This window comes from Rhizobium terricola (assembly GCF_012927355.1).
Classification (GTDB): domain Bacteria; phylum Pseudomonadota; class Alphaproteobacteria; order Rhizobiales; family Rhizobiaceae; genus Allorhizobium; species Allorhizobium terricola.
The window spans coordinates 46,249-72,183 of sequence record NZ_JABBGK010000008.1 but is presented as its reverse complement, the minus strand read 5'-3'; the positions used below and the strand labels follow the sequence as shown (position 1 = coordinate 72,183).

Annotated in this window: 26 protein-coding genes; 8 read left to right on the top strand and 18 right to left on the bottom strand. The window is 63.9% G+C overall.

What is annotated here, in order from left to right:
• Positions 1-63 precede the first annotated feature (63 nt).
• From HHL25_RS21715 to HHL25_RS21660, 12 genes are all read right to left on the bottom strand, one after another.
• Entirely contained in the window at positions 64-1,074 is a 1,011-nt protein-coding gene (locus tag HHL25_RS21715) for an ABC transporter substrate-binding protein (RefSeq protein ID WP_169595331.1), read from the bottom strand.
• 111 nt (positions 1,075-1,185) lie between these two features.
• Positions 1,186-1,506 (bottom strand): NIPSNAP family protein, encoded by a 321-nt coding sequence (locus HHL25_RS21710; protein WP_169595330.1) that lies wholly within the window; start codon positions 1,504-1,506, stop codon positions 1,186-1,188.
• Positions 1,507-1,510: 4 nt separating this feature from the next.
• Complete coding sequence (locus tag HHL25_RS21705) at positions 1,511-2,974, bottom strand: aldehyde dehydrogenase (RefSeq protein ID WP_169595329.1); 1,464 nt, start codon at positions 2,972-2,974, stop codon at positions 1,511-1,513.
• A 5-nt stretch (positions 2,975-2,979) separates the two neighbouring features.
• Positions 2,980-4,017 (bottom strand): LLM class flavin-dependent oxidoreductase, encoded by a 1,038-nt coding sequence (locus HHL25_RS21700; RefSeq protein ID WP_169595328.1) that lies wholly within the window; start codon positions 4,015-4,017, stop codon positions 2,980-2,982.
• Entirely contained in the window at positions 4,014-4,946 is a 933-nt protein-coding gene (locus HHL25_RS21695) for a flavin reductase (RefSeq protein WP_169595327.1), read from the bottom strand. The genes HHL25_RS21700 and HHL25_RS21695 overlap by 4 nt, the downstream gene beginning before the upstream one ends.
• Entirely contained in the window at positions 4,943-5,746 is an 804-nt protein-coding gene (locus HHL25_RS21690; protein WP_390624535.1) for an alpha/beta fold hydrolase, read from the bottom strand. Before HHL25_RS21690 ends, HHL25_RS21695 begins: the two co-directional genes overlap by 4 nt.
• Positions 5,747-5,790: 44 nt before the next feature.
• Positions 5,791-6,393 (bottom strand): amino acid synthesis family protein, encoded by a 603-nt coding sequence (locus HHL25_RS21685; RefSeq protein WP_169595325.1) that lies wholly within the window; start codon positions 6,391-6,393, stop codon positions 5,791-5,793.
• A gap of 192 nt (positions 6,394-6,585) precedes the next feature.
• Positions 6,586-7,287, bottom strand: a complete 702-nt coding sequence (locus HHL25_RS21680) for a GntR family transcriptional regulator (protein WP_169595324.1) — start codon at positions 7,285-7,287, stop codon at positions 6,586-6,588.
• 151 nt (positions 7,288-7,438) lie between these two features.
• Positions 7,439-7,978, bottom strand: a complete 540-nt coding sequence (locus tag HHL25_RS21675; protein WP_169595323.1) for a sarcosine oxidase subunit gamma — start codon at positions 7,976-7,978, stop codon at positions 7,439-7,441.
• A complete protein-coding gene (locus HHL25_RS21670) occupies positions 7,971-10,934 on the bottom strand; it encodes a sarcosine oxidase subunit alpha family protein (protein ID WP_169595322.1) in 2,964 nt (987 codons plus the stop codon). Before HHL25_RS21670 ends, HHL25_RS21675 begins: the two co-directional genes overlap by 8 nt.
• Entirely contained in the window at positions 10,931-11,203 is a 273-nt protein-coding gene (locus tag HHL25_RS21665; protein ID WP_169595321.1) for a sarcosine oxidase subunit delta, read from the bottom strand. The genes HHL25_RS21670 and HHL25_RS21665 overlap by 4 nt, the downstream gene beginning before the upstream one ends.
• A 21-nt stretch (positions 11,204-11,224) precedes the next feature.
• Positions 11,225-12,475, bottom strand: a complete 1,251-nt coding sequence (locus HHL25_RS21660) for a sarcosine oxidase subunit beta family protein (RefSeq protein ID WP_169595320.1) — start codon at positions 12,473-12,475, stop codon at positions 11,225-11,227.
• Between the two features lie 94 nt (positions 12,476-12,569).
• Between HHL25_RS21660 and HHL25_RS21655 the strand changes: the two genes are divergently transcribed.
• The 7 genes from HHL25_RS21655 (at position 12,570) to purU (ending at position 19,658) form a co-directional block, all read left to right on the top strand.
• Positions 12,570-13,529 carry a GlxA family transcriptional regulator gene (locus tag HHL25_RS21655; protein WP_169595319.1) on the top strand — a complete coding sequence of 320 codons (960 nt, stop codon included), beginning with the start codon at positions 12,570-12,572 and terminating at the stop codon, positions 13,527-13,529.
• A gap of 49 nt (positions 13,530-13,578) precedes the next feature.
• Positions 13,579-14,235 carry a helix-turn-helix domain-containing protein gene (locus HHL25_RS21650; protein WP_169595318.1) on the top strand — a complete coding sequence of 219 codons (657 nt, stop codon included), beginning with the start codon at positions 13,579-13,581 and terminating at the stop codon, positions 14,233-14,235.
• A 93-nt stretch (positions 14,236-14,328) separates the two neighbouring features.
• On the top strand, positions 14,329-15,234 hold the full coding sequence (locus HHL25_RS21645; RefSeq protein ID WP_169595317.1) for a class II glutamine amidotransferase: 906 nt from the start codon (positions 14,329-14,331) through the stop codon (positions 15,232-15,234).
• Between the two features lie 34 nt (positions 15,235-15,268).
• On the top strand, positions 15,269-15,955 hold the full coding sequence (locus HHL25_RS21640; RefSeq protein ID WP_169595316.1) for a GltB/FmdC/FwdC-like GXGXG domain-containing protein: 687 nt from the start codon (positions 15,269-15,271) through the stop codon (positions 15,953-15,955).
• Positions 15,956-15,969: 14 nt separating this feature from the next.
• Positions 15,970-17,298 carry an FMN-binding glutamate synthase family protein gene (locus tag HHL25_RS21635; protein WP_169595315.1) on the top strand — a complete coding sequence of 443 codons (1,329 nt, stop codon included), beginning with the start codon at positions 15,970-15,972 and terminating at the stop codon, positions 17,296-17,298.
• Positions 17,299-17,380: 82 nt separating this feature from the next.
• Positions 17,381-18,688, top strand: a complete 1,308-nt coding sequence (gene glnT, locus HHL25_RS21630) for a type III glutamate--ammonia ligase (protein ID WP_169595314.1) — start codon at positions 17,381-17,383, stop codon at positions 18,686-18,688.
• Positions 18,689-18,776: 88 nt separating this feature from the next.
• Entirely contained in the window at positions 18,777-19,658 is an 882-nt protein-coding gene (purU, locus tag HHL25_RS21625; protein WP_169595313.1) for a formyltetrahydrofolate deformylase, read from the top strand.
• 55 nt (positions 19,659-19,713) lie between these two features.
• On the opposite strand, the gene HHL25_RS21620 is transcribed toward purU, so the two are convergent.
• The 5 genes from HHL25_RS21620 to HHL25_RS21600 all read right to left on the bottom strand — a co-directional run bounded on the left by HHL25_RS21620 (position 19,714) and on the right by HHL25_RS21600 (position 24,645).
• Entirely contained in the window at positions 19,714-20,475 is a 762-nt protein-coding gene (locus tag HHL25_RS21620; RefSeq protein ID WP_169595312.1) for an SDR family NAD(P)-dependent oxidoreductase, read from the bottom strand.
• A gap of 3 nt (positions 20,476-20,478) precedes the next feature.
• Positions 20,479-21,303 (bottom strand): ABC transporter permease, encoded by an 825-nt coding sequence (locus HHL25_RS21615; protein WP_169595311.1) that lies wholly within the window; start codon positions 21,301-21,303, stop codon positions 20,479-20,481.
• Positions 21,303-22,169, bottom strand: coding sequence for an ABC transporter permease (locus HHL25_RS21610; RefSeq protein ID WP_169595310.1), 867 nt, complete (start codon positions 22,167-22,169; stop codon positions 21,303-21,305). Before HHL25_RS21610 ends, HHL25_RS21615 begins: the two co-directional genes overlap by 1 nt.
• 184 nt (positions 22,170-22,353) lie before the next feature.
• On the bottom strand, positions 22,354-23,514 hold the full coding sequence (locus HHL25_RS21605) for a polyamine ABC transporter substrate-binding protein (RefSeq protein WP_169595309.1): 1,161 nt from the start codon (positions 23,512-23,514) through the stop codon (positions 22,354-22,356).
• Between the two features lie 42 nt (positions 23,515-23,556).
• Positions 23,557-24,645: an ABC transporter ATP-binding protein gene (locus HHL25_RS21600; RefSeq protein ID WP_169595308.1), complete on the bottom strand. Its 1,089-nt coding sequence runs from the start codon at positions 24,643-24,645 to the stop codon at positions 23,557-23,559.
• Between the two features lie 189 nt (positions 24,646-24,834).
• On the opposite strand from HHL25_RS21600, the gene HHL25_RS21595 reads away from it, so the two are divergent.
• Entirely contained in the window at positions 24,835-25,641 is an 807-nt protein-coding gene (locus HHL25_RS21595; RefSeq protein WP_169595307.1) for a helix-turn-helix transcriptional regulator, read from the top strand.
• 3 nt (positions 25,642-25,644) lie between these two features.
• On the opposite strand, the gene HHL25_RS21590 is transcribed toward HHL25_RS21595, so the two are convergent.
• Positions 25,645-25,872, bottom strand: a complete 228-nt coding sequence (locus HHL25_RS21590) for a hypothetical protein (RefSeq protein ID WP_169595306.1) — start codon at positions 25,870-25,872, stop codon at positions 25,645-25,647.
• Between the last annotated feature and the right edge of the window lie 63 nt (positions 25,873-25,935).

Sequence of the window (25,935 nt, the reverse complement as noted above, 5' to 3'; positions counted from 1 at the left end):
ACCGGCCGGCCGATCGGTGCCCGACGGGGCGGCTTGCACCCCGTCGGACCTGTCGAATGTCGCTTACTTGGACTGCCAGGCGTACCAGCGCTCGCCGATCTCGTCGCGATGCTCGGCCCAGTAGGCCATGTCGGCATTGATCTGCGATGCGGTCTGCTGGTCGGGCAGCGTCTTGGCGACGGCCGGATCCATCAGGGCCGGCGACTTGGTGTTGGTCGGCGCATAGCCGGTGCCGGCCGCCATTTCCGCCTGGGCTTCGGGCGAGGTCGCATAGGCGATGAACTTCATCGCTGCTTCCTTGTTCTTGGTGCCCTTCGGAACGACGAGGGCGTCAGCGGCCGTGATGTTCTGTTCCCAGGACGTCTCGACATTGACGCCGGTCGCGGCGAGGGCTGTCAGACGGCCGTTCCAGAACGAGCCGAACGGCGCTTCCGCCGAGGCGAGAAGCTGCTGCGACTGGGCGCCGCCGGTCCACCAGATGATGTCGGCCTTGATGGTGTCGAGCTTCTTGAAGGCGCGGTCGAGATCAAGCGGGTAGAGCTTGTCGGCGGCAACACCGTCGGCAAGGAGTGCGGCCTCGATCACGCCGGGCGCCGACCACTTGTAGAAGGCCCGCTTGCCGGGGAAGGCCTTGGTGTCGAAGAGGTCGGCCCAGGTCTTCGGGCAGGCGGCGGCCGCGTCCTTGTTGCAGCCGACGACGAAGGAGTAATAGAAGCTGCCGACCGAGTAGTCGGTCACGAAACGGGGGTCGAGCGTGCTCTTGTCGATGATCGAGAAGTCGAGCTTTTCGAGGAGGCCCTGCTTGCCGGCCTGGATGGCGTAATCGCCTTCGGCATCGACGACGTCCCAGGTCACGCCGTTGGCCTCGACCATGGCCTTGATCTTACCGTAGTCGGTCGGGCCGTCCTGCAGGACGTTGATGCCTTCCTTGGCGGTGAACTTGTCTGCCCAGGCGGACTTCTGGACGTCCTGCGTGGTGCCGCCCCAGCTGGTGAATACCATGTCGGCGGCAAAGCTCTGGCCGGAGACGCCCAGCAGTAGGGCGAAAGATGCGATGATCGTCTTGCTTTTCATGTTCCCTTGTCCTTGTCGTTGCGCTGTTCGTGACTGCGTTTTCAGGGTCTTGGCCGCCGGTCTGCTTCTTGTGGTCGTTCCGGCCGCAACCTTCTGTCTTTCTTCGTGAGGTCAGCTTTTTCCTTCGTCAAAGAAGGGGGCCGGCTTCATGATCTTGTTTTCCGCCACCTCGATCAGGTCGCGGATCTTCGGCAGGAAGGCCTGCCATTCCGGGTCGGCGGCGAGACGCGTGCGCCGCGCCTCACGGTCGTCGAGGCTTTCGAAGGCCCAGATGTGGACGATCTCGTTGATCGGGCCGATCTCCGAGAAGAAGTAACCGATGAGCTGGCCGAGATGCTTCTTCTGGATGGCTATGCCTTCCTCGCCGACGACCTTCAGGTAGCCGGGGATCGAACCGTTCTTCAGGCGATAGGTGCGGATCTCGTAGAACATCGGCTCACCGCATCACGAAGGGGTCTGGGAACGGATCGTCCGACGTTTTCAGCCAGACCGTCTTGGTGCGCGTGTAGTCGAGCACGGCCGCCATGCCGCCTTCGCGTCCGTGGCCAGACAGGCCATAACCGCCGAAGGGAGCGATCGGGGAAACGGCGCGGTAGGTGTTGACCCAGACCACGCCGGCGTGGATCGCGCGGGTCAGCCTATGCGCGCGGCCGAGGTTCTGGGTGAAGACGCCTGCCGCCAGACCGTAGCGCGTGTCATTGGCGCGCAAGACCGCCTCGGCCTCGGTGTCGAAGGACACGACCGAGAGAACGGGCCCGAAGAACTCGTTGACGAGCGAGGGGGAAGCGATGCCGTCGCAGTCGAGGATGGTCGGCGGATAGAAGTTTCCGGCTCCGGTCGGGTGCTTGCCTCCCGTCAGGAGTTTTGCCCCCGCGGATAGCGAAGACTGGACGAGGTTGTCGACATGGTCCTGCTGGCGCCGCGTCGCGAGGGGCCCGACCTCGGTCGCCATGTCGAGCGGTGAGCCGATGCGGATCGCCTCGGCCTTGGCCTTCAGGCGGGCGAGAAACTCGTCCTTGATGCTCCGCTCGACGATAAGCCGCGATCCCGCAACGCAGGACTGGCCGGTCGCCGCGAAGATGCCGGCAACCTGCGCATTGACCGCGCTTTCGAGGTCGGCGTCGGCAAAGACGACGAAGGGCGATTTTCCGCCGAGCTCGAGGGAGGTCGACGCGAGGTTTTCTGCCGAGTTGCGCACGACATGGCGCGCGGCTTCCGGTCCGCCGGTGAAGGCGACGTGGGCAATGCCGGGATGCCGCGTCAGCGCTGCCCCGCAGGCAGGGCCGAATCCTGTGACGACATTGACGACGCCGGCCGGAAATCCGGCCTCATGCACGAGGCGGGCGAATTCGAGCAGCGGTGCGGGGCCGTCCTCGGACGCCTTGACCACCATGGTGCAGCCGGCGGCAAGCGCCGGGCCGATCTTGACCGCAGAGAGGAAGAGCTGGCTGTTCCACGGCACCACCATGGCGACCACGCCGACGGGCTCGCGCCGCAGCCACACTTCCATGTCGGGCTTGTCGATCGGCAGGTGGGAGCCCTCGATCTTGTCGGCAATGCCGGCATAGTAGCGGTAATAGTCCGCGACATAGGCGATCTGCGAGGAGGTCTCGCGGATGATCTTGCCGGTGTCCCGGGTCTCGAGCTCGGCAAGCTTCGGCGCGTTGGCCGCAATCAGGTCCGCCAGCTTGTAGAGCAGCTTTCCCCGCTGGGTGGCCGTCATCTTCGCCCAGGGGCCGTCCTGCAGTGCCCGCGTTGCTGCCGCCACGGCACGGTCGACATCGGCCTCGCGCGCCTCCGGCATGTCGGCCCATGCAGTTCCGGTTGCGGGGTCGAGGCTCTCGAACCGCGCTTCGCCGTCTTCGAATTGGCCGTCGATATAGAGCTGGAAGCGCTGCATGGGCTTTACTCCGCGAAGGCCGGCATGACGTCCCGGATGAAGCGTTCGAGCGAGGCCTTCTTGCGCTCGAAGCTCATGCCGGTGTCGATCCAGAAGGAGTATTCGTCATAGCCGAGCGCCTCGTAGTGCTTCAGGCGGGCGATGACATCGTCGGCGGTGCCGATCGGCAGGTTCTTGTGCATCACCTCGGGCGAGAGGTTGGCGTTCGCCGCCATCTCTTCTTCCGTCAGTCGCTGGATCAGTCCCTGCCGGATCGGCTTCTCGTTCTTGAACCAGGCGAAGAAGTAATTGTAATAGACGCTCAGCTCCTTCGTCGCCTGCGCGACGTCGTCGCCGTCCGAGCCGACATACGTGTGAAGCAGCAGCATGATCTTTGGCCGCGCGACGTCCGGCGCCTTGTCGCAGGCGGCGTTGAACCGGCCCATCAGGCTTTCGATCTCCGGGTCGCCGTTCCAAAGCGGCGTGACCTGCACGTTGCAGCCGTTGGCGACGGCGAATTCGTGGGAGTTCGGGTCGCGGGCCGCAACCCACATCGGGATCGGAGCCTGGAGCGGTTTCGGGGCCGAGGTCGTTGCCGGGAATTTCCAGAATTCGCCGTCGTGGGCATAGTCACCTTCCCAGACGCCCTTCACTGCCGGGATCAGTTCGCGCATGCGCTGGCCGGCGCCCCAGGCGTCGAGTCCCGGCAGAAGACGTTCATATTCGAAGCTGTAGGCGCCACGGGCGATGCCGAGATCAAGACGACCGTCGGTGATGATGTCGGTCATTGCGGCTTCGCCGGCGAGCTTGATCGGATGCCAGAAGGGTGCGATCACCGTGCCGGTGCCGAGGCGCACGTTTTCGGTGCGGCGGGCAAGATCGGCGATCGTCACGAAGGGGTTGGGCGCGATGGTGAAATCCATCCCGTGATGCTCGCCGGTCCAGATCGCGTGCATGCCGCCCTTGTCGGCAATCTCGCAGAGCTGAACGAATTCCTCATAGAGGCTCTTGTGGTTCTGGCTCGCGTCGAGCCGCTCCATATGGACGAAAAGCGAGAACTTCATGCTTGTGCCTTCCTGGCGATTGAATGAACGCGGCCGGCGGTCTCGTTGCCGAAATAGACACCGAAATTGCCGATCGAGCTTTCCATGGCGAAGCGGTTCAGGATGTCGGCCGTGGCCGAGCCGGAGAGGCTGGTCCTGGCCAGCTGGTCGAGACTGACAAAGGTTCCCGCCTTCGGATCCCCCTCGCCGGCGAAGGCGCGGTAGACGATGTGCTGGCGGCCGTCGCTCAATCCCTCGTAGACCGAATAGAGGAAGCCGATCGTGATCGGCAGGCCGGTCAGCTGTTCCAAATGGGATTTCAGCGCCTCGAGTGGTTCGCCTTCATCGACGTCGCAACCCGGCAGCGATTTCGCGTCTTCGCCCACGAGCAGGATCTCGCCGGCGCGTTCGACCACGGCGCCCAGATGCAGATGGCCTTCGCTGGCCACGGAGACAGCCTTTGCCGCAAGGGTCGGCGTGAAATAGCCGCCGCGCACATAGCCGAGACCGTTGCGTCCGCTGTTTTCGAAGGCTTCGACGCGTCCGAGGAGGATGACATGGTCGCCGGCCTCGATCACCTGCTCCAGGCTACAGTCGAACCAGGCCGCGACGTCGGCGAGAACGGGTGAGCCGTGCGGGCCGGGATGCCATTCCACGGTTGCGAAACGGTCTTCGACCGGACGGGCGAAGGTGTTGGACGCGTCCTTCTGGCCATCCGATAGGATGTTGACGGCGAACCCCTTCGCCTCCGTCATCGCGCCAAAGTTCCGGGAGGTCTTTGCCAGACAGATCAGCAGCAGCGGCGGGTCGAGGGACACGGAGCTGAAGGAATTTGCGGTGAAGCCGAGCGGCTGGCCGTCCGGACCGACGGTGGTGACGATGGTTACGCCGGTGGCGAAGGCGCCGAAGGCATCGCGCAGGCTTCGTGGGTCAAATGCGGTCGCGGTCATGCTGGGACCTCCGGCAGTTCGAGCCATTCGAGAAGGAGGCGGTTGACCTCCTCGGGGGCGGTCAGGTTCACCATATGGCGGTGGCCGTGGATGATCCGGGCATAGCCGTTCCGTGCCTTCGCGGCCATTGCCTCGGCCATGGCCGGTGTCGAATTGGGGTCGTCCGCTCCGGTGAGGAATAGCGCGGGGCACGTGGCATCGCGCCAGCGGTCGGCATAAGTCTCGTCGCCGGCGGCGAAAGCGCCGTAGGCGGTGGCATAGGCTTCGACATCCATCATGCTCAGCCATTTCCGGGTCAGTTCGCGGGCGACGAGGCTTGCCTCGTCCTCGGAAAACCAGCGGGAGACCGGGCCAGCGATGTCGATGCCTGTCGTCGGGATCGAGGCTGCGCGGGCGAGGACGGCCGCCTTTGCCGCCGCATCGCGCCGATGAACCCCGTTGAGCAGGGCGACGCGACGAATGCGCTCGGGAAAAGTCGCGACCGCACCGCCCGAGATGAGGGCGCCCATGGAGTGACCGGCGAGGTTCACCCGCTTGAGCGACAGGGCATCGAGGACGGTCGCGAGCCAAGCGACAAAAGCTGTCAGGTCGCTGCCGGTCGGCAAGGGCCTGCTCTCTCCGTGTCCGGGCATGTCAACGGCAATGACGCGATGGCTTTCGCTCAGCACCGCGATCTGCGGCGCCCAGGCGTCGAGCCTCATGCCGACGCCGTGGATGAGGACGAGCGGTTCCCCCTGGCCGGCCTCGTAATAGGCCGCGCCGTTCGATGCGGTCATGCGCCGAAACGAAGGCGGCGCCATGCTTGCGAGGGGAGCGTCGAGGGCGGCCATCGTCTCTGTCTCGCTCAGACGCCGGCCGGGTTTTTGACGTCCTGACCAAGATCCTTGAGATCCTGGTAGCGGTCGCCGATCCGGTGATGGGGACGGCCACCGACTGAAGCGCCGAGGCCAATGACGATTTCGTCGGCGGCGGGGGCGTCCGGGATGGACGTCTGGATGGTCAGGTAGTGGGAGCGGCGGCCTTCGTCATTCTTGTCCATCAGCGGGATCATGATCGCCGTATTGGCCGGGCCGCGGGTGTTGCAGAAGGCGAGGTAGGACTTTGCACCGACGGCGGTGCGATAGTGATTGCCGAAGCGCAGCGTGTGGATGAGCGCCGAGGCGTGCTCGATCTCGCCGTCAAGACCGACGACGGCCGTCTTGCCATAGGCTTCGACCGCATCACCCGAGCCGACGGCTTCGAGGATCATACCCGTCAGCAGTTCTCCCAGGATCGGTGCTGCTGCGTGGATTTCCGGCTTCAGGTCCTCGACGAAGCCGCGACCCGCCCACGGATTCTTCACGACGGCAAAGGCCGAATAGAGCTTGAGGGGTTTCGGCGCCTGCTTGCCGCCCTCGATCAGCGTGGTTTCGATCTGCAGAAGTGTCTTGCGTATCTGAAGGGTCATGGTCGTGTCTCAATCCTTGAATGATATTATGGTATACCATCATATAAGTGAGTCAAGCGACTTGTCGGAAGGGAATGTTTTTTTCTCTTTGGGAATAATTTAGGTGCAGAAAACCACCCTGGCGACTTGATTGCGAGGGGGCAAATTGCTCGGCGGCGTCGCGGCATGGCCTGCGACGTCAATTCCTATGTCTCAGTCGCCCGCGGGCTCCTGCTGCTGCAACACGGCAGAAGCGATCGATGCGGCGCGCTGGACGTGTTCGGCGGCCGCGCGTTCGGCGGCCGGGCCGTCGCCAGTGCGGATTGCATCGACGATCTTTTGCATCTGCGCCGGACCTTCGACCGAGCGGCGCTCGGTCTTGATCGTCATGGATCGCAGATGGTTGATCCGCACCATCATCAGCTTGACCACGCCCCAGGCGACATGCCGGTCGATGCTGGTGAACAATGTCTCGTAGAACTGCGTCGTCCGGGCCAGGACCTCGGCCATGTCGTTGACCTCGTAGGCTTGGCGGATGCCGGCCAGGGCTTCCTCCAGACTTGCGACGACCGAAGGATCGGCTTTCTCGGCGCACAGCCGCGCCGCCATTCCTTCGAGTGCCGCGCGGATCTCGTAGATCTGCCGGGCTTCATCGAGTTCCAGCCGGGCGACCATCGGGCCCTTGTTGTTGACCGGATTGGCGACAAGCCCTTCGGATTCGAGATGGCGCAAGACCTCGCGAACGATGGTTCGGCTGACGCCGAGTTGCGTGCACAGGTCGCGCTCCACCAGCCGGTCGCCCGGCTTGAAGTGGCCGCTGAAGATGGCATCTCGCACCTTTTCGAGCGCCAGTTCCCGGAGGGTTTTGGAGGGGCGTTCGACGCGAATGGCGCCTTCGGCCGAGGAATTGGTCATGAGGATGTCCGCATTGCCGCCAAGGGAAATCAGTTTGGTATTATGGTCTACCAAAAACCGGACGACGGCAAGCCTTTCCCTGAAGAACCGCGTGGACGAACGCGGTTTTCCCTCTGTCGCACGGTATCTCTGGGCCGCAGATGCTTGACCGTCAGGCGAATTCCGCGCTCATGACCTTCAACTCATGCCACAGGCTTTCGGCAAAGCCGCGCAGAACCAGCAGCTCGAACGTATCTTCGCCGGTTCGGGCAAGGTTGACGCCGATATGGCCGATCAGCGTCATCGTCGCGTGGCCGACAGGGAACTGGTCCGGGTGGAGATCGACGCCGGTGCCCTTCGCCAGCGACTGCCTGACGGCAGGCCCGCTTAGGCGGATCCGGCTTCTGCCGCAGGTCTGGTCAACGACATAGGCCTTGTCGGCGAGGCTGCGAGCTATCCCGTCGATATCGGCTGCCCGGTCGGAGACCAGAAACCATTGCCCGGGGCCAGCGGGCCGCAGGCTCGCCGAGCCATCGGACGTAAGAGCGCCTTTTGCATCAGCTTCTGAGAAGACCCCGGGCTTTCCGAGCAGTTGCAGGACCGAGCCGTCAACTATGTGTTCCAGGGTCAACGAACCAAAATGATAGGGCGCGTCGGCTGCGATGGCCGGTCTGCGGATCAGGGGTAAATCGGACATGATGGCGTCAGACATGAAGCTTCTCGTTTTCAGGATCGAAGAAGACCGGGCTGGTCAAGCGAGCGGGCGTGAATTCGTTGCGCAGACCGTTCCAGACCACAACCTCTTCGCCGTGGCGGGAGGCGCCGCCCTTGACCAGCGCAAGGCCGATCGTCGAGCCGATATGCGGCGAGAAGCAGCTCGAGGTGACATAGCCCTGGTCGTTTTCGAGCGTTGCCGCGGCATTGCTTGCGAGAATGTGCGAGCCGGTCTTGAAGGTCGTCCTTGCATCGATCGGGACAACACCGACCAGTTGAGGCCTTGCCGGATCGGTCAGGCCTTCGCGGGCGAGCATGTGCTTCCCGACGAAGTCCGGCTTTGCCGTCGAGACCATCTTGCCAAAGCCAAGATCGGCCGGCACCATGGTGCCGTTGATCTCGTTGTGCGTGACGTGCCCCTTTTCGATGCGCAGCACCGCCAAGGCCTCGATTCCGTAGGCGCAGATGCCATGGTCCTTGCCCGCAGCCATCAGGGCGTCGGCGACACTCTCGCCGAAGTCGGCCGGCACCGCCAGTTCATAGGCGAGTTCGCCGGAGAAGGAGATGCGGAACAGGCGGCCTTTGAGGCGGCCGCCGAACAGGGAGACTTCCTTCGCCGCCAGGGCGGGGAAGGTCTCGTTGGAAATATCCTCGTCGACGATCTTCTGCAGGATGGCGCGGGACTTCGGTCCGGCAAGCGCCATCTGTGCCCACTGGTCGGTCACGGAGGCGAGCCGCACGTCGAGTTCCGGCCAGAGCGCCTGCGCGCAGAATTCCAGATGGTTCATGACGCCCGCCGCATAGGCAGTGGTGGTGGTCATGAAATAGCGGTCTTCGCCGAGCCGGCTGGTCGTGCCATCGTCGTAGATGAAGCCGTCTTCGCGCAGCATCAGGCCGTAACGGGCCTTGCCGACCGGAAGCTTGAGGAAGCCGTTGCTGTAGACGCGGTTGAGGAATTCGGCCGCGTCCGGCCCGCAGACTTCGATCTTGCCGAGCATCGAGACGTCGCAGAGCCCGGCATTCGTTCGAACGTTCAATACCTCGCGGTCGACGCTTTCGCGCCAACCGGTCTCACCGGCGCGTGGAAACCAGGCGGAGCGATACCACAGGCCCGTCTCCACAAACGTTGCACCGTTCTTGGCCGCCCAGTCGTGTAGTGGCGACTTGCGGACCGGCTGGAAGTCCTTGCCGTGGGAGGCGCCGGCCAGGGCGCCGAAGGAGACCGGGGTGTATAACGGGCGAAAGGTCGTCGTGCCGACGTCGGCGGGCGAGATCCGTCGTGCCTCCGCGAGCAGGCCGATCGCATTGACGTTTGAGAGCTTGCCCTGATCGGTCGCCATGCCGCTCGTGGTGTAGCGCTTGGCAAGTTCGACATGGCCATAGCCCTCCTGGACGGCGAGGCCCAGATCCTTCAGGTGCACGTCGTTCTGGTAGTCGACGAAGGCCTTGGTCTTGATGCCGGGGATCGACCAGAGCGGCTTGGCCGGTGCCGGGGCCACATCGTTTTCGATCGTCGGCCGGTCGATGGCGACCGTGCGCATGCCGAGTTCGGAAAGGGCTGCATTGGCGGCATCGAGGCCGGAGGTGAAGGCGGCGCTCAGCCAGAAGACACCGGCCGCCGAGCCGGCGAGCGTCAGGTCCCTCAGACCTTCGGGCGCCAGGAAGGCCGAGTGGGCATTCGACCATTGCGGCTTGCCGCCGCGGTGGCAGGCGAGATGGATGATCGGGCTGAAGCCGCCGGACATGGCGAGGCTGTCGATCTCCAGCTTTTCCGTCTGGCCTTCGCGCCACAGATCAAGAGACTTCACGGATTTCCCGCCGTTGACGTCCGACACGAAGCCGCCGCGCACCAGGCGCGCCTTGCCGGAATAGGACAGCGTCGCGTCGCGACGGCTGTCGATCAGGGCGACGACCTCGATCCCGGCCGCCTCGAGATCGGCAGCCAGAGCGTAGCCGCTGTCATTGGTGGTGAAAACTGCCGTCCTGTTGCCCGGGGCAACACCGTACCGGTTTAGGTAGCTGCGCATGGCGCCGGCCATCATCACGCCGGGGATGTCGTTGCCCCCGAACACCAGAGGCCGTTCCTCGGCGCCCGTCGCGAGGATCGTCTTCTTCGCTGCAATGCGCCAGAGCCGCTCCACCGGCCGGTTCGGGACAGGGTTCGCGACGTGCTTCTGCACCCGTTCGACCGCGCCGAACACGTTCCCGTCATACCAGCCGAAGGCCGTCGTACGCGGAAGGAGCTGGACGTTCGCAAGGCCGTCGAGCTCTCCGATCAAGCCACGGGCGTAGGCGGAAGCGGGACTTCCGTCGAACAGCGCTCCGTCCGTCAGCAGGTAACCGCCGAGCTCGGCATTTTCGTCGATCAGGATGACGCGGGCGCCGGCACGGCCTGCGGCAAGCGCCGCGGCAAGGCCGGTCAGACCAGCGCCCACGACCAGCACATCGCAATGTGCCCAGCATTTCTCGTAGGCATCAGGATCGGCTTCGTAGGTCGCCCTGCCGAGGCCGGCCGCCTTGCGGATCACCGGTTCGTAGAGCTTTTCCCAAAGCGCGCCCGGCCACATGAAGGTCTTGTAGTAGAAGCCAGCCGACAGGAATGGTGAAACCAGTCCGTTGATCGCCCCGACGTCATGTTCCAGCGAGGGCCAGCGGTTCTGGCTCTTCGCTTCCAGCCCGTCATAGAGCTCCTGCATGGTGGCGCGGGTGTTCGGTTCGGTTCGACCGCCGCGACCGATGGTCATCAGGGCGTTCGGCTCTGCCGCACCCGCGGTCAGGATGCCGCGCGGCCGGTGATACTTGAAGCTTCGCCCGACCAGCTGCCGGCCGTTCGCCAGCAGCGCAGAGGCAAGCGTGTCACCCTCAAAGCCGTGCATCGGCTTGCCGTCGAAGGTGAAGGAGATGGTGCGGGACCGGTCGATCAGTCCCCCTTTGGCGAGGCGGCGGGACGTCATGCGTTCACCTTCGTCTTGTCGGCGGCGTCGCGGCTGCCGTGGATTTCGTGCGTGGCGGTGTCGCGGGAAACGACCAGCCAGCGGCGGCAACCGGAGGTGTGGTGCCAGTATTCCTCATAGGCACCGCGCGGATTGTCACGCAGGTAGACGTAGTCGTACCAGGCGTCCTCGCCGGCGTCCGGGGCCGGGCGGGCGAGTGCGGCGCCCTTGACGGTGAATTCTTCCTTGGGTCGGAGCCCGCAATGGGGGCAGGGAATGCGGCTTGCCATGTCGTTTTGCTTCCGGAGAAATCAGTGAAGGTTCGGCTGGGCGCCCTGGCCCTTTTCGTCGATCAGGTAGCCGCGGCGGAACCGGTCGAGGCGGAAGGCGCGTGCCGTCTCGTGCGGCTCGTCGCGGGCGATCAGGTGGGCAAAGCAGTAGCCGGAGGCCGGCGTGGCCTTGAAACCGCCGTAGCACCAGCCGGAGTTCAGGTAGAGGTTGTCGAGATGGACCCTGTCGATGATCGGCGAGCCGTCCATGCTCATGTCCATGATGCCGCCCCAGGATCTCAGGACGCGAATGCGCGACAGGGCCGGGATCATCGCCTTGCCGGCTTCCGCGACATGCTCGACGGTCGCGAGATTGCCGCGCTGGGCATAGGAGTTATAGCCGTCGATGTCGCCGCCGAAGACGAGGCCGCCCTTGTCGGATTGCGAGACATAGAAATGCCCGGCGCCGAAGGTGACGACGCAGTCGATGAAGGGTTTCAGGCCCTCGGAAACGAAGGCCTGCAGGACATGGCTCTCGATCGGCAGCTTGAGATCGACCATTTCGGCGACCCGCGAGGAATTGCCGGCGGCGGCCAATGCAAGCTTGGTGCAGCCGATGAAGCCGCGGGTCGTCTCCACGCCGACGGCCTTGCCGTTTTCGCGGCGGATCCCGGTCACTTCGCAATTCTGGATGATGTCGACGCCATGGGTGTCGGCGCCGCGGGCATAACCCCAGGCGACGGCGTCATGACGGACCGTGCCACCGCGGCGCTGCAGCAGGCCGCCCTGGATCTGAAAACGCGCATTCTCATAATCGAGAAAGGGCAGCTTCGCCTTGACCGCTTCGCGATCGAGCAATTCGGCGTCTACTCCATGCAGCCGCATGGCATTGCCGCGGCGGGTATAGGCATCGCGCTGGGCGTCGGAGTGATAGAGGTTCAGAACGCCGCGCTGGGAGACCATGGCGTTGAAGTTGAAATCCTTCTCCAGGCCCTCCCAGAGCTTCATCGACAGTTCGTAGAAGGGGTTGTTGCCGGGAAGAAGGTAGTTCGAGCGGATGATCGTCGTGTTGCGGCCGACATTGCCTGAGCCGATGTAACCCTTCTCGACGACGGCGATGTTCCTGATGCCGAAGACCTTCGACAGGTAGTAAGCGGTCGACAGGCCATGACCGCCGCCACCGACGATCACCACGTCATAATGCGGCTTCGGATCCGGCTGGCGCCAATGGGCCGCCCAGTTCCTGTTGCCGCGAAGGCCGTTGAGAAAGATCGATAGGGCGGAGTAACGCATCAGGGCTGCCTGCTGATTTGAGGAGATCCTGACGGTACGGCGGAACATGCGAAGAGAATTGCATAAATGGGACGAATAGAGATAAGTTCGGGCCATGTCGGAAAGCCTCTCGTCGTCGACCCATGGCTATGGCTTCGTCCTCGTGCCCAATTTCGCGCTGATGTCCTATGCGTCCGCTACCGAGCCCCTGCGCGCCGCCAACCTGATCGCGCAAACCAAACTCTTCTCCGTGAAGCCCCTGTCGTGCGACGGCTCGGACGTGGTCAGTTCCTCCGGCCTTGCCATTCCGTGTGGTGACCTCGCGGAAGAAGGCGCGCGTTGCCACACGATCTTCGTCGTGGCGGGCGGCAATCCTTCGGACTGGCGGTCGGCGTCCGCGATCTTTCCGACCCTGCGTCGTCTGGGGCGGCAGGGTGTGCGCATCGGCGGCATTTCGAGCGGTTCGTTCCTGCTTGCCGCCGCCGGCCTGCTTGACGGGCGCGATTTCACCATCCACTGGGAACATGCGCCGGCACTTGCCGAGGCCTTTCCTCACCTTGCTCCCCGCCAGGCGCGCTATGTGCTGGACGGCGATCGCATCACCTGCGGCGGTGGCGTGGCGCCGCTCGACATGATGCATGCGCTGATCTCCGAGCGCATGGGATCGGCCTTCGCGCGGCGGGTCAGCGACTGGTATCTGCACACCGCCATCGCCGAGCCCGGCGGCCCGCAGCGCGGCTCTTCGGTCGAGCGCTTCGGCACCCGCCATCCGGCGCTGGTCACCGTCCTCGAGACGATGGAGACGACGATCGAGCATCCCTTGAGCCGCAAGGACATGGCCCGTCTGGCAGGCATCAGCCCGCGCCATCTCGACCGGCTCTTTGCCGAGCAGATGGCACAGGGTTTCCTCGAGACCTATCGCGACGTCCGGCTTGCCCATGCCCGCAGGCTGCTGGAACAGAGCCCGCTCGCGATCTCCGAGGTCGCCTTTGCCACGGGTTTTTCGAGTGCGTCGCATTTTTCGCGGGCCTACAAACAGCGTTTTGGCATTCGACCGAAATCCGCTAGATCGTAGTTCGGAAGAAGCGGGCAGGGCATGGCCCCGCACGAGGAGCGAGGGACGGATGACGGCGGACAGCAACAAATCGGCGAAGACGGCAAAGGCGGTTCTGGCTCAGGATCCGCATGCTGTCCGCGAGCCGCGGGCCAACAATCTGGAGATGGCGATCGGGCACGAGGTTCGGACCTATCGCAAGAAACTCGGGTTGACGGTCGCCGATCTCGCCGCCGCCACCGGCATGTCAGTCGGGATGCTGTCGAAGATCGAGAACGGCAATATCTCGTCGTCGCTCAGCACACTCCAGGCGCTTTCCAAGGCGTTGAGCGTGCCGATCACTGCCTTTTTCCGTGGCTACGAGGAGCCGCGCAGCGCCAGTTTCGTCAAGGCGGGCGAAGGGGTCAACATCGAGCGGCGCGGGACGCGGGCCGGCCACCACTATAGCCTGCTCGGCCATATCGAGAACAACACCTCCGGTGTCGCGGTCGAGCCCTATCTCATCACCCTCAATGCGGAATCCGACATCTTTCCGACCTTCCAGCACGAGGGGATGGAGTTCCTCTATATGCTCGAAGGCGAGGTGGTCTATCGGCACGGCGAGAGCCTCTACCGGATGCAGCCGGGAGACAGCCTGTTCTTCGATGCCGATGCTCCGCATGGCCCCGAGCAGCTGGTGAAACTGCCGGCCCGCTACCTGTCGATCATCTCCTATTCACAACAATGAAAATTGCTTCGTAGGAAAAATTTATTCTTACAGATTGATTTCCGCTAGAGCTGCTGTTACCCCTGTCTCCATCGAGAAATGGAGATGGCAGCCATGTGCGGCATTGTTGGATTGTTCCTGAAGGACAAGAGTCTGGAGCCTCAGCTCGGAGCGCTGCTCTCGGACATGTTGATCACCATGACCGACCGCGGTCCGGATTCTGCGGGCATCGCCATCTACGGCGGCGCGGCGGCCGGCAAGGCCAAGGTGACGGTCCAGTCCGCGGATCCAGAAGGGGATTTCGCCGGCCTCGAAACCGCGCTGAAGCAGGCCGGCATTTCGGCCTCGGTCCAGGTCAAGAGCACGCATGCGGTGATCGAGATCGATGCCGCGAAGCTCGCCGGGATCCGCGACCTGCTCGCCGAGATCCGCCCGAACATCCGCGTCATGGGTTCGGGCGAAAGCGTCGAGATCTTCAAGGAGATCGGCCTGCCGAAGGACGTGGTCGCCCGTTTCGAGGTGCGCGCCATGGGCGGTAGCCACGGTATCGGTCACACCCGTATGGCAACCGAAAGCGCGGTCACGACGCTCGGCGCCCATCCGTTTTCCACCGGGTCCGACCAGTGCCTCGTGCACAACGGTTCGCTGTCCAACCACAACAACCTGCGCCGCGAGCTGATCCGCGAAGGCATGACCTTCGAGACGCAGAACGACTCTGAAGTCGCTGCCGCCTACCTCACGGCCGAAATGGCCAAGGGCAAGGATCTCGGACAGGCGCTCACCGGCGCGCTCGACGACCTCGACGGGTTCTTCACCTTCGTCGTCGGCACCAAGTCCGGTTTCGGCGTCGTGCGCGATCCGATCGCCTGCAAGCCTGCGGTCATGGCTGAAACCGACCAGTATGTCGCCTTCGGCTCCGAATATCGCGCGCTGGTCAACCTGCCGGGCATCGAGAATGCCCGGGTCTGGGAGCCCGAGCCCGCCACCGTCTATTTCTGGGATCACGAGAAGGTCGCCTGAGGCGTCCGTCCTTCACGAAGAAAGTCCGAACTCCATGCCCGTATTCGACCTCTCCCAAACCCCCCTCCGCGAGCTCAACAGCGCCCTCCACAATCTCGGCTCCGGCGCCAACGACACGGCCTTCGAGGTCGTCAATCCGCGCGGCAGCCATGCGGTTGCCGTCGGTATCGACAGCCCCGTGACCGTCGAAGTGCGCGGGTCCGTCGGTTATTACTGTGCCGGCATGAACGATGGCGGCATGATCACCGTTCATGGCTCGGCCGGCCCGGGGGTCGCCGAAAACATGATGTCCGGCACGGTCGTCATCGAAGGCGACGCCAGCCAGTATGCGGGCGCCACCGGACAGGGCGGTCTGCTCGTCATCAAGGGCAATGCGGCCTCACGCTGCGGCATCTCGATGAAGGGGATCGACATCGTGGTGCACGGTTCGATCGGCCACATGTCGGCTTTCATGGGACAGTCCGGCCATCTCGTCGTGCTCGGCGATGCGGGTGAAGCGCTCGGCGACAGTCTCTACGAAGCGAAGCTATTCGTACGCGGTTCGGTCAAGAGCCTCGGGGCCGACTGCATCCAGAAGGACATGCGGCCGGAACATCTCGAGAAGCTTGCCGAGCTTCTGGAAAAAGCCGGCGTCAAGGACGTCAAGCCCGAGGAGTTCAAGCGCTACGGCTCTGCCCGCAAGCTCTACAACTTCAACATCGACAACGCCGAAGCCTACTGAGCGGGGATCCCGAGATGAGCTACCACAACCCGAACACCCCGCCGCGCAAGTCTGCCACCTTCGACGACTATACGCTCGCCGAGATCCGGCGCGCAGCCGCCACCGGCATCTACGACATCCGCGGCGGTGGCACGAAGCGCAAGGTTCCGCATTTCGACGATCTCCTGTTCCTCGGTGCATCGATCTCGCGCTATCCACTCGAAGGCTATCGCGAGAAGTGCGACACCTCGGTCGTGCTCGGCACGCGCTTTGCCAAGAAACCGATCGAGCTGAAGATCCCGATCACCATTGCCGGCATGAGCTTCGGCGCGCTATCCGGCAATGCCAAGGAAGCGCTCGGCCGCGGCGCCACGCTTGCCGGCACGTCGACCACCACCGGCGACGGCGGCATGACGAACGAAGAGCGCGGCCATTCGGAGAAACTGGTCTACCAGTACCTGCCGTCGCGCTACGGCATGAACCCGAAGGATCTGCGGCGCGCCGATGCGATCGAGGTCGTGGTCGGCCAGGGCGCGAAGCCCGGCGGCGGCGGCATGCTGCTCGGCCAGAAGATCTCCGACCGCGTGGCGCAGATGCGCAACCTGCCGAAGGGCATCGACCAGCGTTCCGCCTGCCGCCATCCCGACTGGACCGGCCCGGACGACCTGGAAATCAAGATCCTAGAACTGCGCGAGATCACCGACTGGGAGAAGCCGATCTACGTGAAGGTCGGCGGGGCGCGCCCCTATTACGACACGGCGCTGGCCGTGAAGGCCGGCGCCGACGTCGTCGTGCTCGACGGCATGCAGGGCGGAACGGCGGCGACGCAGGACGTCTTCATCGAGAATGTCGGCATGCCGACGCTCGCCTGCATTCGCCCGGCCGTCCAGGCGCTTCAGGACCTCGGCATGCACCGCAAGGTGCAGCTCATCGTGTCCGGCGGTATCCGGTCCGGTGCCGACGTCGCCAAGGCACTGGCGCTGGGTGCGGACGTGGTGTCGATCGGCACCGCCGCGCTGGTCGCCATCGGCGACAATGATCCGCACTGGGAAGACGAGTACCGGAAGCTCGGCTCGACCGCCGGCGCGTATGATGACTGGCACGAGGGCAAGGACCCGGCCGGCATCACGACCCAGGATCCGGAGCTCGCCAAGCGCCTCGATCCGGAGCTCGCCGGCCGCCGCCTCGCCAACTACCTCAAGGTGATGACGCTCGAGGCGCAGACGATCGCGCGGGCCTGCGGCAAGAACAAGCTGCACAACCTGGAGCCGGAAGACCTCTGCGCGCTCACCATGGAAGCCGCGGCGATGGCCCAGGTGCCGCTTGCCGGCACCAGCTGGTACCCCGGCAAGGGAAGTTTCTAACACCGATGGCCGCCCCTCCCTCCCAGGGGGCGGCCATTTTTCTTCAACATGTGTCTCAATCCAAAAAATACAGGGGAACGACGTGACACAGGATCTTTTGCAATTCGCCGCCGAGCGCGGCATCAAATATTTTATGATCAGCTACACCGACCTCTTCGGCGCCCAGCGCGCCAAACTGGTGCCGGCTGAAGCGATCGCCGACATGCAGAAGGACGGAGCCGGCTTTGCCGGTTTCGCCACCTGGCTCGACCTGACGCCCGCCCATCCCGACCTCTTTGCCGTTCCGGACCCGTCCTCCGTCATCCAGCTCCCGTGGAAGAAGGATGTCGCGTGGGTCGCTGCCGATTGCGTCATGGATGACAAGCCGGTCGAGCAGGCCCCGCGCGTCGTGCTGAAGAAGCTGGTCGCGGAAGCCGCCGAAATGGGCCTTCGCGTCAAGACCGGCGTCGAACCGGAATTCTTCCTGATTTCCGCCGACGGCGAGAAGATCTCCGACGAGTTCGATAACGCCGAAAAGCCCTGTTACGACCAGCAGGCGCTGATGCGCCGCTACGACGTGATCGCCGAGATCTGCGACTACATGCTGGAGCTCGGCTGGAAGCCGTACCAGAACGACCATGAGGACGCGAACGGCCAGTTCGAGATGAACTGGGAATATGACGACGCGCTGAAGACCGCCGACAAGCATTCCTTCTTCAAGTTCATGGTGAAGTCGGTCGCCGAGAAGCACGGGCTTCGCGCCACCTTCATGCCGAAGCCGTTCAAGGGCCTGACCGGCAATGGTTGCCATGCCCACATCTCGGTCTGGGACATCGACGGCAAAACCAATGCCTTTGCCGACAAGGCGATGCCGTTCGGACTCTCGGCCAAGGGCAAGACTTTCCTCGGCGGCATCATGAAGCATGCCTCGGCTCTGGCCGCGGTCACCAACCCGACCGTCAATTCCTACAAGCGCATCAACGCTCCGCGGACGATCTCCGGCGCCACCTGGGCACCGAACACGGTGACCTGGACCGGCAACAACCGCACCCACATGGTGCGTGTTCCCGGCCCCGGCCGTTTCGAGCTGCGTCTGCCCGACGGTGCGGTGAACCCCTATCTCCTGCAGGCGATCATCATTGCCGCCGGCCTGAGTGGCCTGAAGACCAATGCTGATCCCGGTGTCCACTACGACATCGACATGTATCGCGACGGTCATCTGGTCAAGGACGCACCGAAGCTGCCGCTCAACCTGCTCGACGCGCTGCGCGCCTATGAGGAGGACGAGGGGCTGCAGGGTGCCCTCGGCACCGAATTTTCGGCCGCCTATCTCAAGCTCAAGCATGGCGAATGGAACACCTACTGCTCGCAGTTTACGGCCTGGGAACACCAGACCACGCTTGACATCTAACCACTTCCCCAGCCTCTCTCGAAGGCACTTTGGGTCCCGGAGCAATCCGGGACCTTCTTTCTCTTCCTAGACCCGAAGGAACATCTCCATGAAGTTCGTCTTGACCGTCGCCTGCCCGACCACGCGGGGCATCGTTGCCGCGATCTCCGGCTACCTCGCCGACGCAGGTTGCTACATGATCGACAGTTCCCAGTTCGACGATCTGGAAAGCGACAAGTTCTTCATGCGCGTCTCCTTCCTCTCCGAGGAGGGCAAGGATCTGGCGGTGCTCGCGGAGGGTTTCCGACCGATTGCCGAGCGCTTCGGCATGGAATTCGACATTCATGACGCCGATGCGCGGATGAAGGTGGTGTTGATGGTGTCCCGCTTCGGGCACTGCCTGAACGATATTCTCTACCGCTGGCGGATCGGCGCCCTGCCGATCGACATCGTCGCGGTGGTGTCGAACCACCTCGACTACCAGAAGGTCGTGGTGAACCACGACATTCCCTTCTTCCACGTTCCCGTCACCAAGCAGAACAAGCCCGAGGCGGAAGCCCGGCTCCTGCAGATCGTCCGGGACTCCGGCGCCGAGCTCGTCGTGCTGGCGCGTTACATGCAGGTCCTGTCGGACGCGCTCTGCCGCGAGATGTCGGGCCGGATCATCAATATCCACCACTCCTTCCTGCCGTCCTTCAAGGGGGCGAACCCCTACAAGCAGGCCTATGAGCGCGGTGTGAAGCTGATCGGCGCGACGGCGCACTACGTCACTGCCGATCTCGACGAAGGTCCGATCATCGAGCAGGACGTCGCCCGCATCACGCATGCCCAGTCGGCGGACGACTATGTCTCGATCGGCCGTGACGTCGAGGCCCAGGTGCTCTCCCGGGCGATCCACGCGCATATCCACCGCCGCACCTTCATCAACGGCAACCGCACCGTCGTTTTCCCGGCAAGTCCCGGATCCTACGCTTCCGAGCGCATGGGCTGAGGAAGCCTCGGACCGGCGCCAACCGGCAGGCTGGCAGCCTTTCGTTGTCGGCCTGTCAGACGACGGTCTCGCCGCCGTCGACCACGAGGATCTGGCCGGTCATGTAGGACGAGCGCGGCGATACGAGGAACAGGATGGATTCGGCGATCTCCTCGACGCTGGCCCAGCGGCCCATCGGCACCTTCTCGCGCACATAGGCCTCGATCTCACTCCGGCCGCCCATCTGTTCGATAAAGGGGGCGTTGAAGGGCGTGTCGACCCAGCCGGGGCAGAGCGCGTTGACCCGGATGCCGAAACGGGCATAGTCGCCGGCCATCTGGCGGGTCATGGCGATGACCGCGTGTTTTGTCGTCGTGTAGGCGATCATCTCGCGATCGTAGAGCACGCCGGAGGAGGATGCGGTGTTGAGGATCACGCCGTCGCCCTGCTTCTTCATGATCGGCATCACGAGGCGGGCCGCCATGAAATGGGCGCGCACGTTGAGGCTCCAGGACCGGTCGAAGCCCTCGACCTCGACCTGTTCGAGGTTGCCGGCAACCTGGGCTCCGGCGTGGTTGTGCAGGATGTCGATCCGCCCGTGGCGGGCCATTACGGCATTGATGCCGTCGGTGAGGGCCGTATCGTCGGTCACGTCCAGCGCGAGCGCTTCGGCCCTGCCACCGTTCGCCCGGATTTCGGATGCCGCCGTCTCGGCAGCTTCGCCGTTGCGGTCGACGACGACGACATGGGCGCCTTCGCGGGCGATGATGGCGGCGCCCGCCTGGCCGATGCCCGAGCCGGCGCCGGTGACGATGGCAATCCGGTCTTTCAGGATCATGGTTTACTCCCCGGCATGCGATTTTGTTTTCTTTTCCCGCATCAGCGTGCGGGCGATCAGGATCAGGAACAGCGAGGCAACCAGCACCAGCGTCGCGATCGCGTTGATTTCGGGCGTCACGCCGCGACGGATCGAGGCGAACACGTAGATCGGAAGGGTCGTCTTGGAACCGGCGACGAAGAAGGCGACGATGAAATCGTCGAAGGAGAAGGTAAAGGCGAGCAGGAAGCCAGCCAGGATGGACGGCATGATCTGCGGCAGGACGATCTCGCGAAAGGTGGTGAGCGGGGTGGCGTAGAGATCGCTGGACGCCTCGACGATATCGCGGCCGAGGCTTGCGATGCGCGCCTTGACGATCATCGTCACCAGCGCCAGCGAGAACAGGCCGTGCGCCGCGATGATCGAGCCATAGCCAAGACCGAGCTGCGGGGGCTTTTCGCCTGGCCAGATCGCGGCAAGGGCCGGGTTCATGAAGGAAAACACCTCGACAAGCGCGACGAGGGTCGCAATCCCGATGACCACGCCGGGCACCACGATCGCTGCCGCAAACAGCGCATCGAATATGGCCCGGCCGCGCGGCGAAAGCCGCTCCATGCCAAGCGCTGCCATGGTGCCGAAGACAGCGGCGAGGGCGGCGCTGGTGAAGGCGATCAGCAGGCTGTTTTCCAGCGCGGTGATCAGGAAGGTGTTCGACAGCGCCTTGCCGTACCACTGGGTCGAGAAGCCGGTGAACTCCGAAGCATTGCGTCCGGCGTTGAAGGAGAACAGCACGACCAGTGCGATCGGCGCATAGAGGAAGAGGTAGACGAAGGTGACAAGCGCGCGCATCAGACGAGATCCACCTGTTTGGAGCCGGAGATCTTCCATGCAATGCGCATGGCAACCGTCAGGACGATCACGACGACCACCACAAGCGTCACGGCGATTGCCGAGCCGAAGGGCCAGTTGCGCGACTGCAGGAAGAGATCGACCAGCGCGTTGCCGATGAAGAACACCTTGCCGCCGCCGAGCAGCTGCGGGATCAGATACTCGCCCAGCAGCAGGATCGTGACGAGGGCGACGCCGGTCATGACGCCCGGGAGCGAGAGCGGCAGGGTGATGCCGAAGAAAGTGGAAACCGGCTTCGCGCCGAGGTCGGCGGAGGCCTCGAGCAGCCTGCGGTCGAGCTTTTCGAGGCTCACATAGATGGGCATGATCATCAGCGGCAGGTAGCCGTAGACAATGCCGAGTAGGACGGCGCCGGGGGTGTTGAGCAGCCGGACGTCCTCGATGCCGATCATCGACAGGAGGTTCGGCAGCCCGCGCGATCCGAGGATGTACATCCAGGCATAGGTGCGCACCAGGAGGCTGGTCCAGAAGGGCACGACGACCAGCGACACCAGCACCAGCCGATACTGGGGATTGGCCTTGATGGCGAGATAGTAGGCGACCGGATAGGCGACGAGCAGGCAGAGGAAGGCGCCGAGCGGCGCGATCAGCATGGTGTTGCGGAAGGCTGCGGCGCGCGAGGCGAGATTGGCGAACTGGGCGAAGGTGAAGGCCGCCTGGTAGCCCCCCTCGGGCGCCCGCTCGCCGACCGAGAAAACCACGATCGCCATGAAGGGCAGGACGAGGAAGACAAGGAGCCACATCGCCGCAGGCGCAACCAGTGCGGCGGTGACCAGTCTCTTTCGTGTGTCCATGGTTAAGGCCATGCGGTGGTCCCGGTGTGTGTGATCGGCAGGTATCGAGCGAGGATTTGCCCCTCAACCCTGGCCCTCTCCCCGCTGGCGGGGAGAGGGGATCGAAAACGTTGCGGCAGATTTCCTTCTCCCCGCTTGCGGGGAGAAGGTGGCGGCAGCCGGATGAGGGGCTGTCGCTCAGATCAGAGGAGGGCCGTCAAGCCGCCTTGAAGCGGGCCATCAGTTCCGCACGGGCCGGATCGGTCAGCGTGACGGCGGCGCCGAATTCCAGCGGGGTGAGCGAGGCTTCGTCCGGATAGACGATCTTGTTCGACGTCACGTCCGACGGCAGCAGCGCGAGCACGCGGCTGTCGGTCGTCGGGGCGCCGTTGGCCAGGTGTTCCTTCACCGCGTTCTCCGGCGTCATCAGGAAGTCGAGCAGGGCGTAGCCGGCCGGCTTGTTGGCAGCGCTCTTCGGGATCGCGTAGAAGTCCGTCCAGATCTCGCCGCCATCGGAACCGAGGATGTAGGCGATCTCGGGCATGTCGCGGTTGAGCTGGGCGCCGTCATTGGTCCAGCACATGGTCATCCAGGCGTCGGTGCCACGCATGCCCGGCTGGTAGTCGCTGTTGATGCCGTAGAGATGCGGCTTGACCTTGATCAGCAGTTCCTCGGCCTTGGCGAGTTCCTCGGGCTTCACCGAATTGAACGAGTAGCCGAGCGAGACGAGCGCGCTGCCGATGGTGGTGAGCTGGTAGTCGTGCACCATGGCGCGGCCGTCGGCTTCCGTCATGGCCACTTCGAAGAAGTCCTTCCATGAGGTGATCTTCGACTTGATCTTCGAGGTGTTGACCGCCATGCCCGTCGTGCCCCAGTTCTTCGGCAGGGCGTAGGTTACGCCGTCGATGGCTCCTTCCGAGGTGAAGCGGGCCGACTGGCTGGCTTGCGAGAAGGCGGGCAGTTTCGACATGTCGAGCGGATCGATCAGGCCGAGCTTCACATAGGTCGAGATGGTGTAGTTGGTCGGGACGAACAGGTCCCAGCCGGTGCCACCGGCCTGCAGCTTGGCGAGCATCTCTTCGTTGGAGCCGAAGACATTGACCTCGACGGCGACTCCGGTCGCGGCAGTGAAGGCTTCGAAGGTCGCCGGGTCGTGATAGTTGGGCCACGTGGCGAGCGACATGGTCGTGCCCAGGTCACCGGCATAAGCGTTGGCGTTGAACGCGCCGGGCTGGCGGCCGAGTACCGCCGCGGCAAGCCCGAGGCCGGTGACGCCGAGGAAGTGACGACGGGAAACGGAACCGCGTTTCAGGCGCATCCATTCGTCGCTGAGCTGTTCGGCAGTGATCGGGGCATTTTCTCTGTACCACTTTGTCATGACGCTGTTCCCTTTTGTTGTCTTGACGGGGGCGGCCGTTCCTCAGGCCGGAAAAACATGCATTTTGCCGGGATCGAATTTGAGAACGACCCGTTCGCCCGGCTCGACGAGATCGCTTTCCTGCATGCTGCGATGGTCGGCCGTGACGAGGAAATCACCGAGGCCGTCGACCTTGATCTGGTATTCGGCGGTCGAGCCGAGGAAGATGCGGTGGGTTACCGTGCCGGCGATCTGGCCGTTGCCGCCGGATGGCTGGCGCACGAGTTCGATGGCCTCGGGACGCAGGGCGACGGTGACTGCCCCGGATGGCGAGGCCGCCTTTCCGACACGCGCGAGCGCCGTGCCGTCGGCGAGCCTCAGCGTCGTGCCGTCGGCTTCCAGCGTTGCCGATAGACGATTGGTCTTGCCGACGAAGTCAGCGACGAACAGATCTGCCGGATGGTCGTAGATTTCCTGGGGCCTCGCCATCTGGACGATACGCCCGGCATTCATCACGCAGACGAGGTCGCTCATCGAAAGCGCTTCCTCCTGGTCGTGCGTGACGAGGACGAATGTGATGCCGAGTTCACGCTGGAGGGTCTGCAGCTCGAATTGCATGGCGGTGCGCAGTTTCTTGTCGAGGGCTGCGAGCGGTTCATCGAGCAGAAGGACGGAGGGCTTGTTGACGATGGCGCGGGCGAGCGCGACGCGCTGCTGCTGGCCACCCGACATCTCATGGACGCGGCGTTTTTCGAAGCCGCCGAGGCGCACCATCTCGAGCGCTTCTTTCGCTCGGCGCGCGATCTCCGCGGCTTCAAGTTTCGGGCGCATCTGCCGGAGACCGTAGGCGACGTTCTGCTCGACGTTGAAGTGCGGGAACAGCGCGTAATGCTGGAACACCATGTTGACGGGGCGGCGATAGGGCGGCACGCCGTTCATCTCGCGGCCGTTGATCAGCACTGTGCCTTCGCTCGGCTGTTCGAAGCCGCCGATCATGCGCAGGCACGTGGTCTTGCCACCCCCTGACGGCCCGAGCAGGGCGACGAAGGCGCCCTTGGGCACTGCCAGATTGATGTCCGATACGGCCGTCACGCTGCCATAGCGTTTGGCGACCGAACGGAATTCGATGTCGTTCGTCGAAGGCGCTGTCACGTCATATTCCCCGCGGTCGTTTTTCTGAATGCCGGGCCGTCTCGCGATTGCCCGGCTCCACACCGTCTGGTTCAAACCTATTCAAGCCGGTCGTTTGCGGTATATACCCCGAGAGAGGTATTCCAAGCCGTTCCGCGATGTGGAGGGTGTATACCCCCGGGAGCGTATCGCGCGCTCTTCCGCACGTGGATGGGTGTCTGCATGGATCTCGAAGCCTTGTTCAACATCATGGGGCAACTCGTGGGGCAGGATGCTCCCGGCGAGCACGAAGCCGGGCCTGCCTTCCATGCCCTGATGAAGAGCCTGCTCCGCTTCGACTATATCGTCGTCTTCGCCTATCGCGGCCAGGAACGCCCGATCGATCTCTACAGCACCTTCACTCCTGAGGAACACGTGGTGTTCGTCAGCATGTACCAGGCCGGCCCCTATCTGCTCGATCCATTCTACAGTGCCGCGCAGGAACCGAAGCCCGGGGTATGGAGAATGCGCGAGCTTGCACCCGACCGCTTCTTCTCCAGCGAGTATTTCCGCAGCTACTATACCCAGACCGGGCTGGCGGAGGAGATCGGCTTCTTTGTGGCGCTGGAAAACGGCATCACGGTCGTGCTCTCGCTGATGCGCCGGGAACAGTCGGGGGTATTTTCGGCGGCCGAATTCGCCCTGCTCAAGAAAGCCGAGCCGGTCGTCGTGGCGCTTGTCCGCCACGCCTGGAACGATCTCGGGCGACGGTTCGACAATGCGATCGCCCGGCGCGGCAAGGGCGGGCGCAGGGCCGCCCATCCGGAGACTGAGCGGGTCTGGCGCGATCTCAACCTGACCGATCGCGAGGCGGCGATCGTGGAACTGGTGCTTCAGGGGCACTCGTCGGAGTCGATCGGGCTGAGGCTGGGTATCTCGACGGGGACGGTGAAGGTTCATCGCCGCAATGTCTACCGCAAGCTCGGCATTTCGTCCCAGACACAGCTCTTGTCGATCTATCTGAAGAGCCTCGGCTGAGTTTCAGTCGGTGAGGTGCCTGCGTAGTTTTGCAATCACGTCGCCGGCCTCGAGCGTCAGCATCTGGAAATCGGCGATCGCTGCAATTGCAGCGGATATTTCCTCCGGCATCCAGCCGGCCGCTTCCGCGGTCAGCATGAGTTCGCGCACCGCGGGTTCGAGTGCGCGCTGGCATTCCTCGAAACGATCCGCATGGAAACGGGAGACCTGTGGCGACGAAATGAGAGCCATCGGGGTAGCCTCTGACGGTTGGGCAAGACGGAATGGAAGGGAGCTACGCCAACAGAATTTACG

Bases quoted from the DNA above. Each gene is read 5' to 3' on its own strand.
- HHL25_RS21635 (WP_169595315.1), top strand. From the start codon at position 15,970: ATGAGCTACCACAACCCGAACACCCCGCCGCGCAAGTCTGCCACCTTC.
- HHL25_RS21715 (WP_169595331.1), bottom strand. From the start codon at position 1,074: ATGAAAAGCAAGACGATCATCGCATCTTTCGCCCTACTGCTGGGCGTC.
- HHL25_RS21670 (WP_169595322.1), bottom strand. From the start codon at position 10,934: ATGACGTCCCGCCGCCTCGCCAAAGGGGGACTGATCGACCGGTCCCGC.
- HHL25_RS21705 (WP_169595329.1), bottom strand. From the start codon at position 2,974: ATGCAGCGCTTCCAGCTCTATATCGACGGCCAATTCGAAGACGGCGAA.
- HHL25_RS21595 (WP_169595307.1), top strand. From the start codon at position 24,835: ATGGGTGTCTGCATGGATCTCGAAGCCTTGTTCAACATCATGGGGCAA.
- HHL25_RS21655 (WP_169595319.1), top strand. From the start codon at position 12,570: ATGTCGGAAAGCCTCTCGTCGTCGACCCATGGCTATGGCTTCGTCCTC.
- purU (WP_169595313.1), top strand. From the start codon at position 18,777: ATGAAGTTCGTCTTGACCGTCGCCTGCCCGACCACGCGGGGCATCGTT.
- HHL25_RS21615 (WP_169595311.1), bottom strand. From the start codon at position 21,303: ATGCGCGCGCTTGTCACCTTCGTCTACCTCTTCCTCTATGCGCCGATC.
- HHL25_RS21695 (WP_169595327.1), bottom strand. From the start codon at position 4,946: ATGACCGCGACCGCATTTGACCCACGAAGCCTGCGCGATGCCTTCGGC.
- HHL25_RS21680 (WP_169595324.1), bottom strand. From the start codon at position 7,287: ATGACCAATTCCTCGGCCGAAGGCGCCATTCGCGTCGAACGCCCCTCC.
- HHL25_RS21610 (WP_169595310.1), bottom strand. From the start codon at position 22,169: ATGGCCTTAACCATGGACACACGAAAGAGACTGGTCACCGCCGCACTG.
- HHL25_RS21665 (WP_169595321.1), bottom strand. From the start codon at position 11,203: ATGGCAAGCCGCATTCCCTGCCCCCATTGCGGGCTCCGACCCAAGGAA.
- HHL25_RS21590 (WP_169595306.1), bottom strand. From the start codon at position 25,872: ATGGCTCTCATTTCGTCGCCACAGGTCTCCCGTTTCCATGCGGATCGT.
- HHL25_RS21620 (WP_169595312.1), bottom strand. From the start codon at position 20,475: ATGATCCTGAAAGACCGGATTGCCATCGTCACCGGCGCCGGCTCGGGC.
- HHL25_RS21660 (WP_169595320.1), bottom strand. From the start codon at position 12,475: ATGCGTTACTCCGCCCTATCGATCTTTCTCAACGGCCTTCGCGGCAAC.
- HHL25_RS21710 (WP_169595330.1), bottom strand. From the start codon at position 1,506: ATGTTCTACGAGATCCGCACCTATCGCCTGAAGAACGGTTCGATCCCC.
- HHL25_RS21650 (WP_169595318.1), top strand. From the start codon at position 13,579: ATGACGGCGGACAGCAACAAATCGGCGAAGACGGCAAAGGCGGTTCTG.
- HHL25_RS21645 (WP_169595317.1), top strand. From the start codon at position 14,329: ATGTGCGGCATTGTTGGATTGTTCCTGAAGGACAAGAGTCTGGAGCCT.
- HHL25_RS21640 (WP_169595316.1), top strand. From the start codon at position 15,269: ATGCCCGTATTCGACCTCTCCCAAACCCCCCTCCGCGAGCTCAACAGC.
- HHL25_RS21690 (WP_390624535.1), bottom strand. From the start codon at position 5,746: ATGGCGCCGCCTTCGTTTCGGCGCATGACCGCATCGAACGGCGCGGCC.
- HHL25_RS21700 (WP_169595328.1), bottom strand. From the start codon at position 4,017: ATGAAGTTCTCGCTTTTCGTCCATATGGAGCGGCTCGACGCGAGCCAG.
- HHL25_RS21605 (WP_169595309.1), bottom strand. From the start codon at position 23,514: ATGACAAAGTGGTACAGAGAAAATGCCCCGATCACTGCCGAACAGCTC.
- HHL25_RS21675 (WP_169595323.1), bottom strand. From the start codon at position 7,978: ATGTCTGACGCCATCATGTCCGATTTACCCCTGATCCGCAGACCGGCC.
- HHL25_RS21685 (WP_169595325.1), bottom strand. From the start codon at position 6,393: ATGACCCTTCAGATACGCAAGACACTTCTGCAGATCGAAACCACGCTG.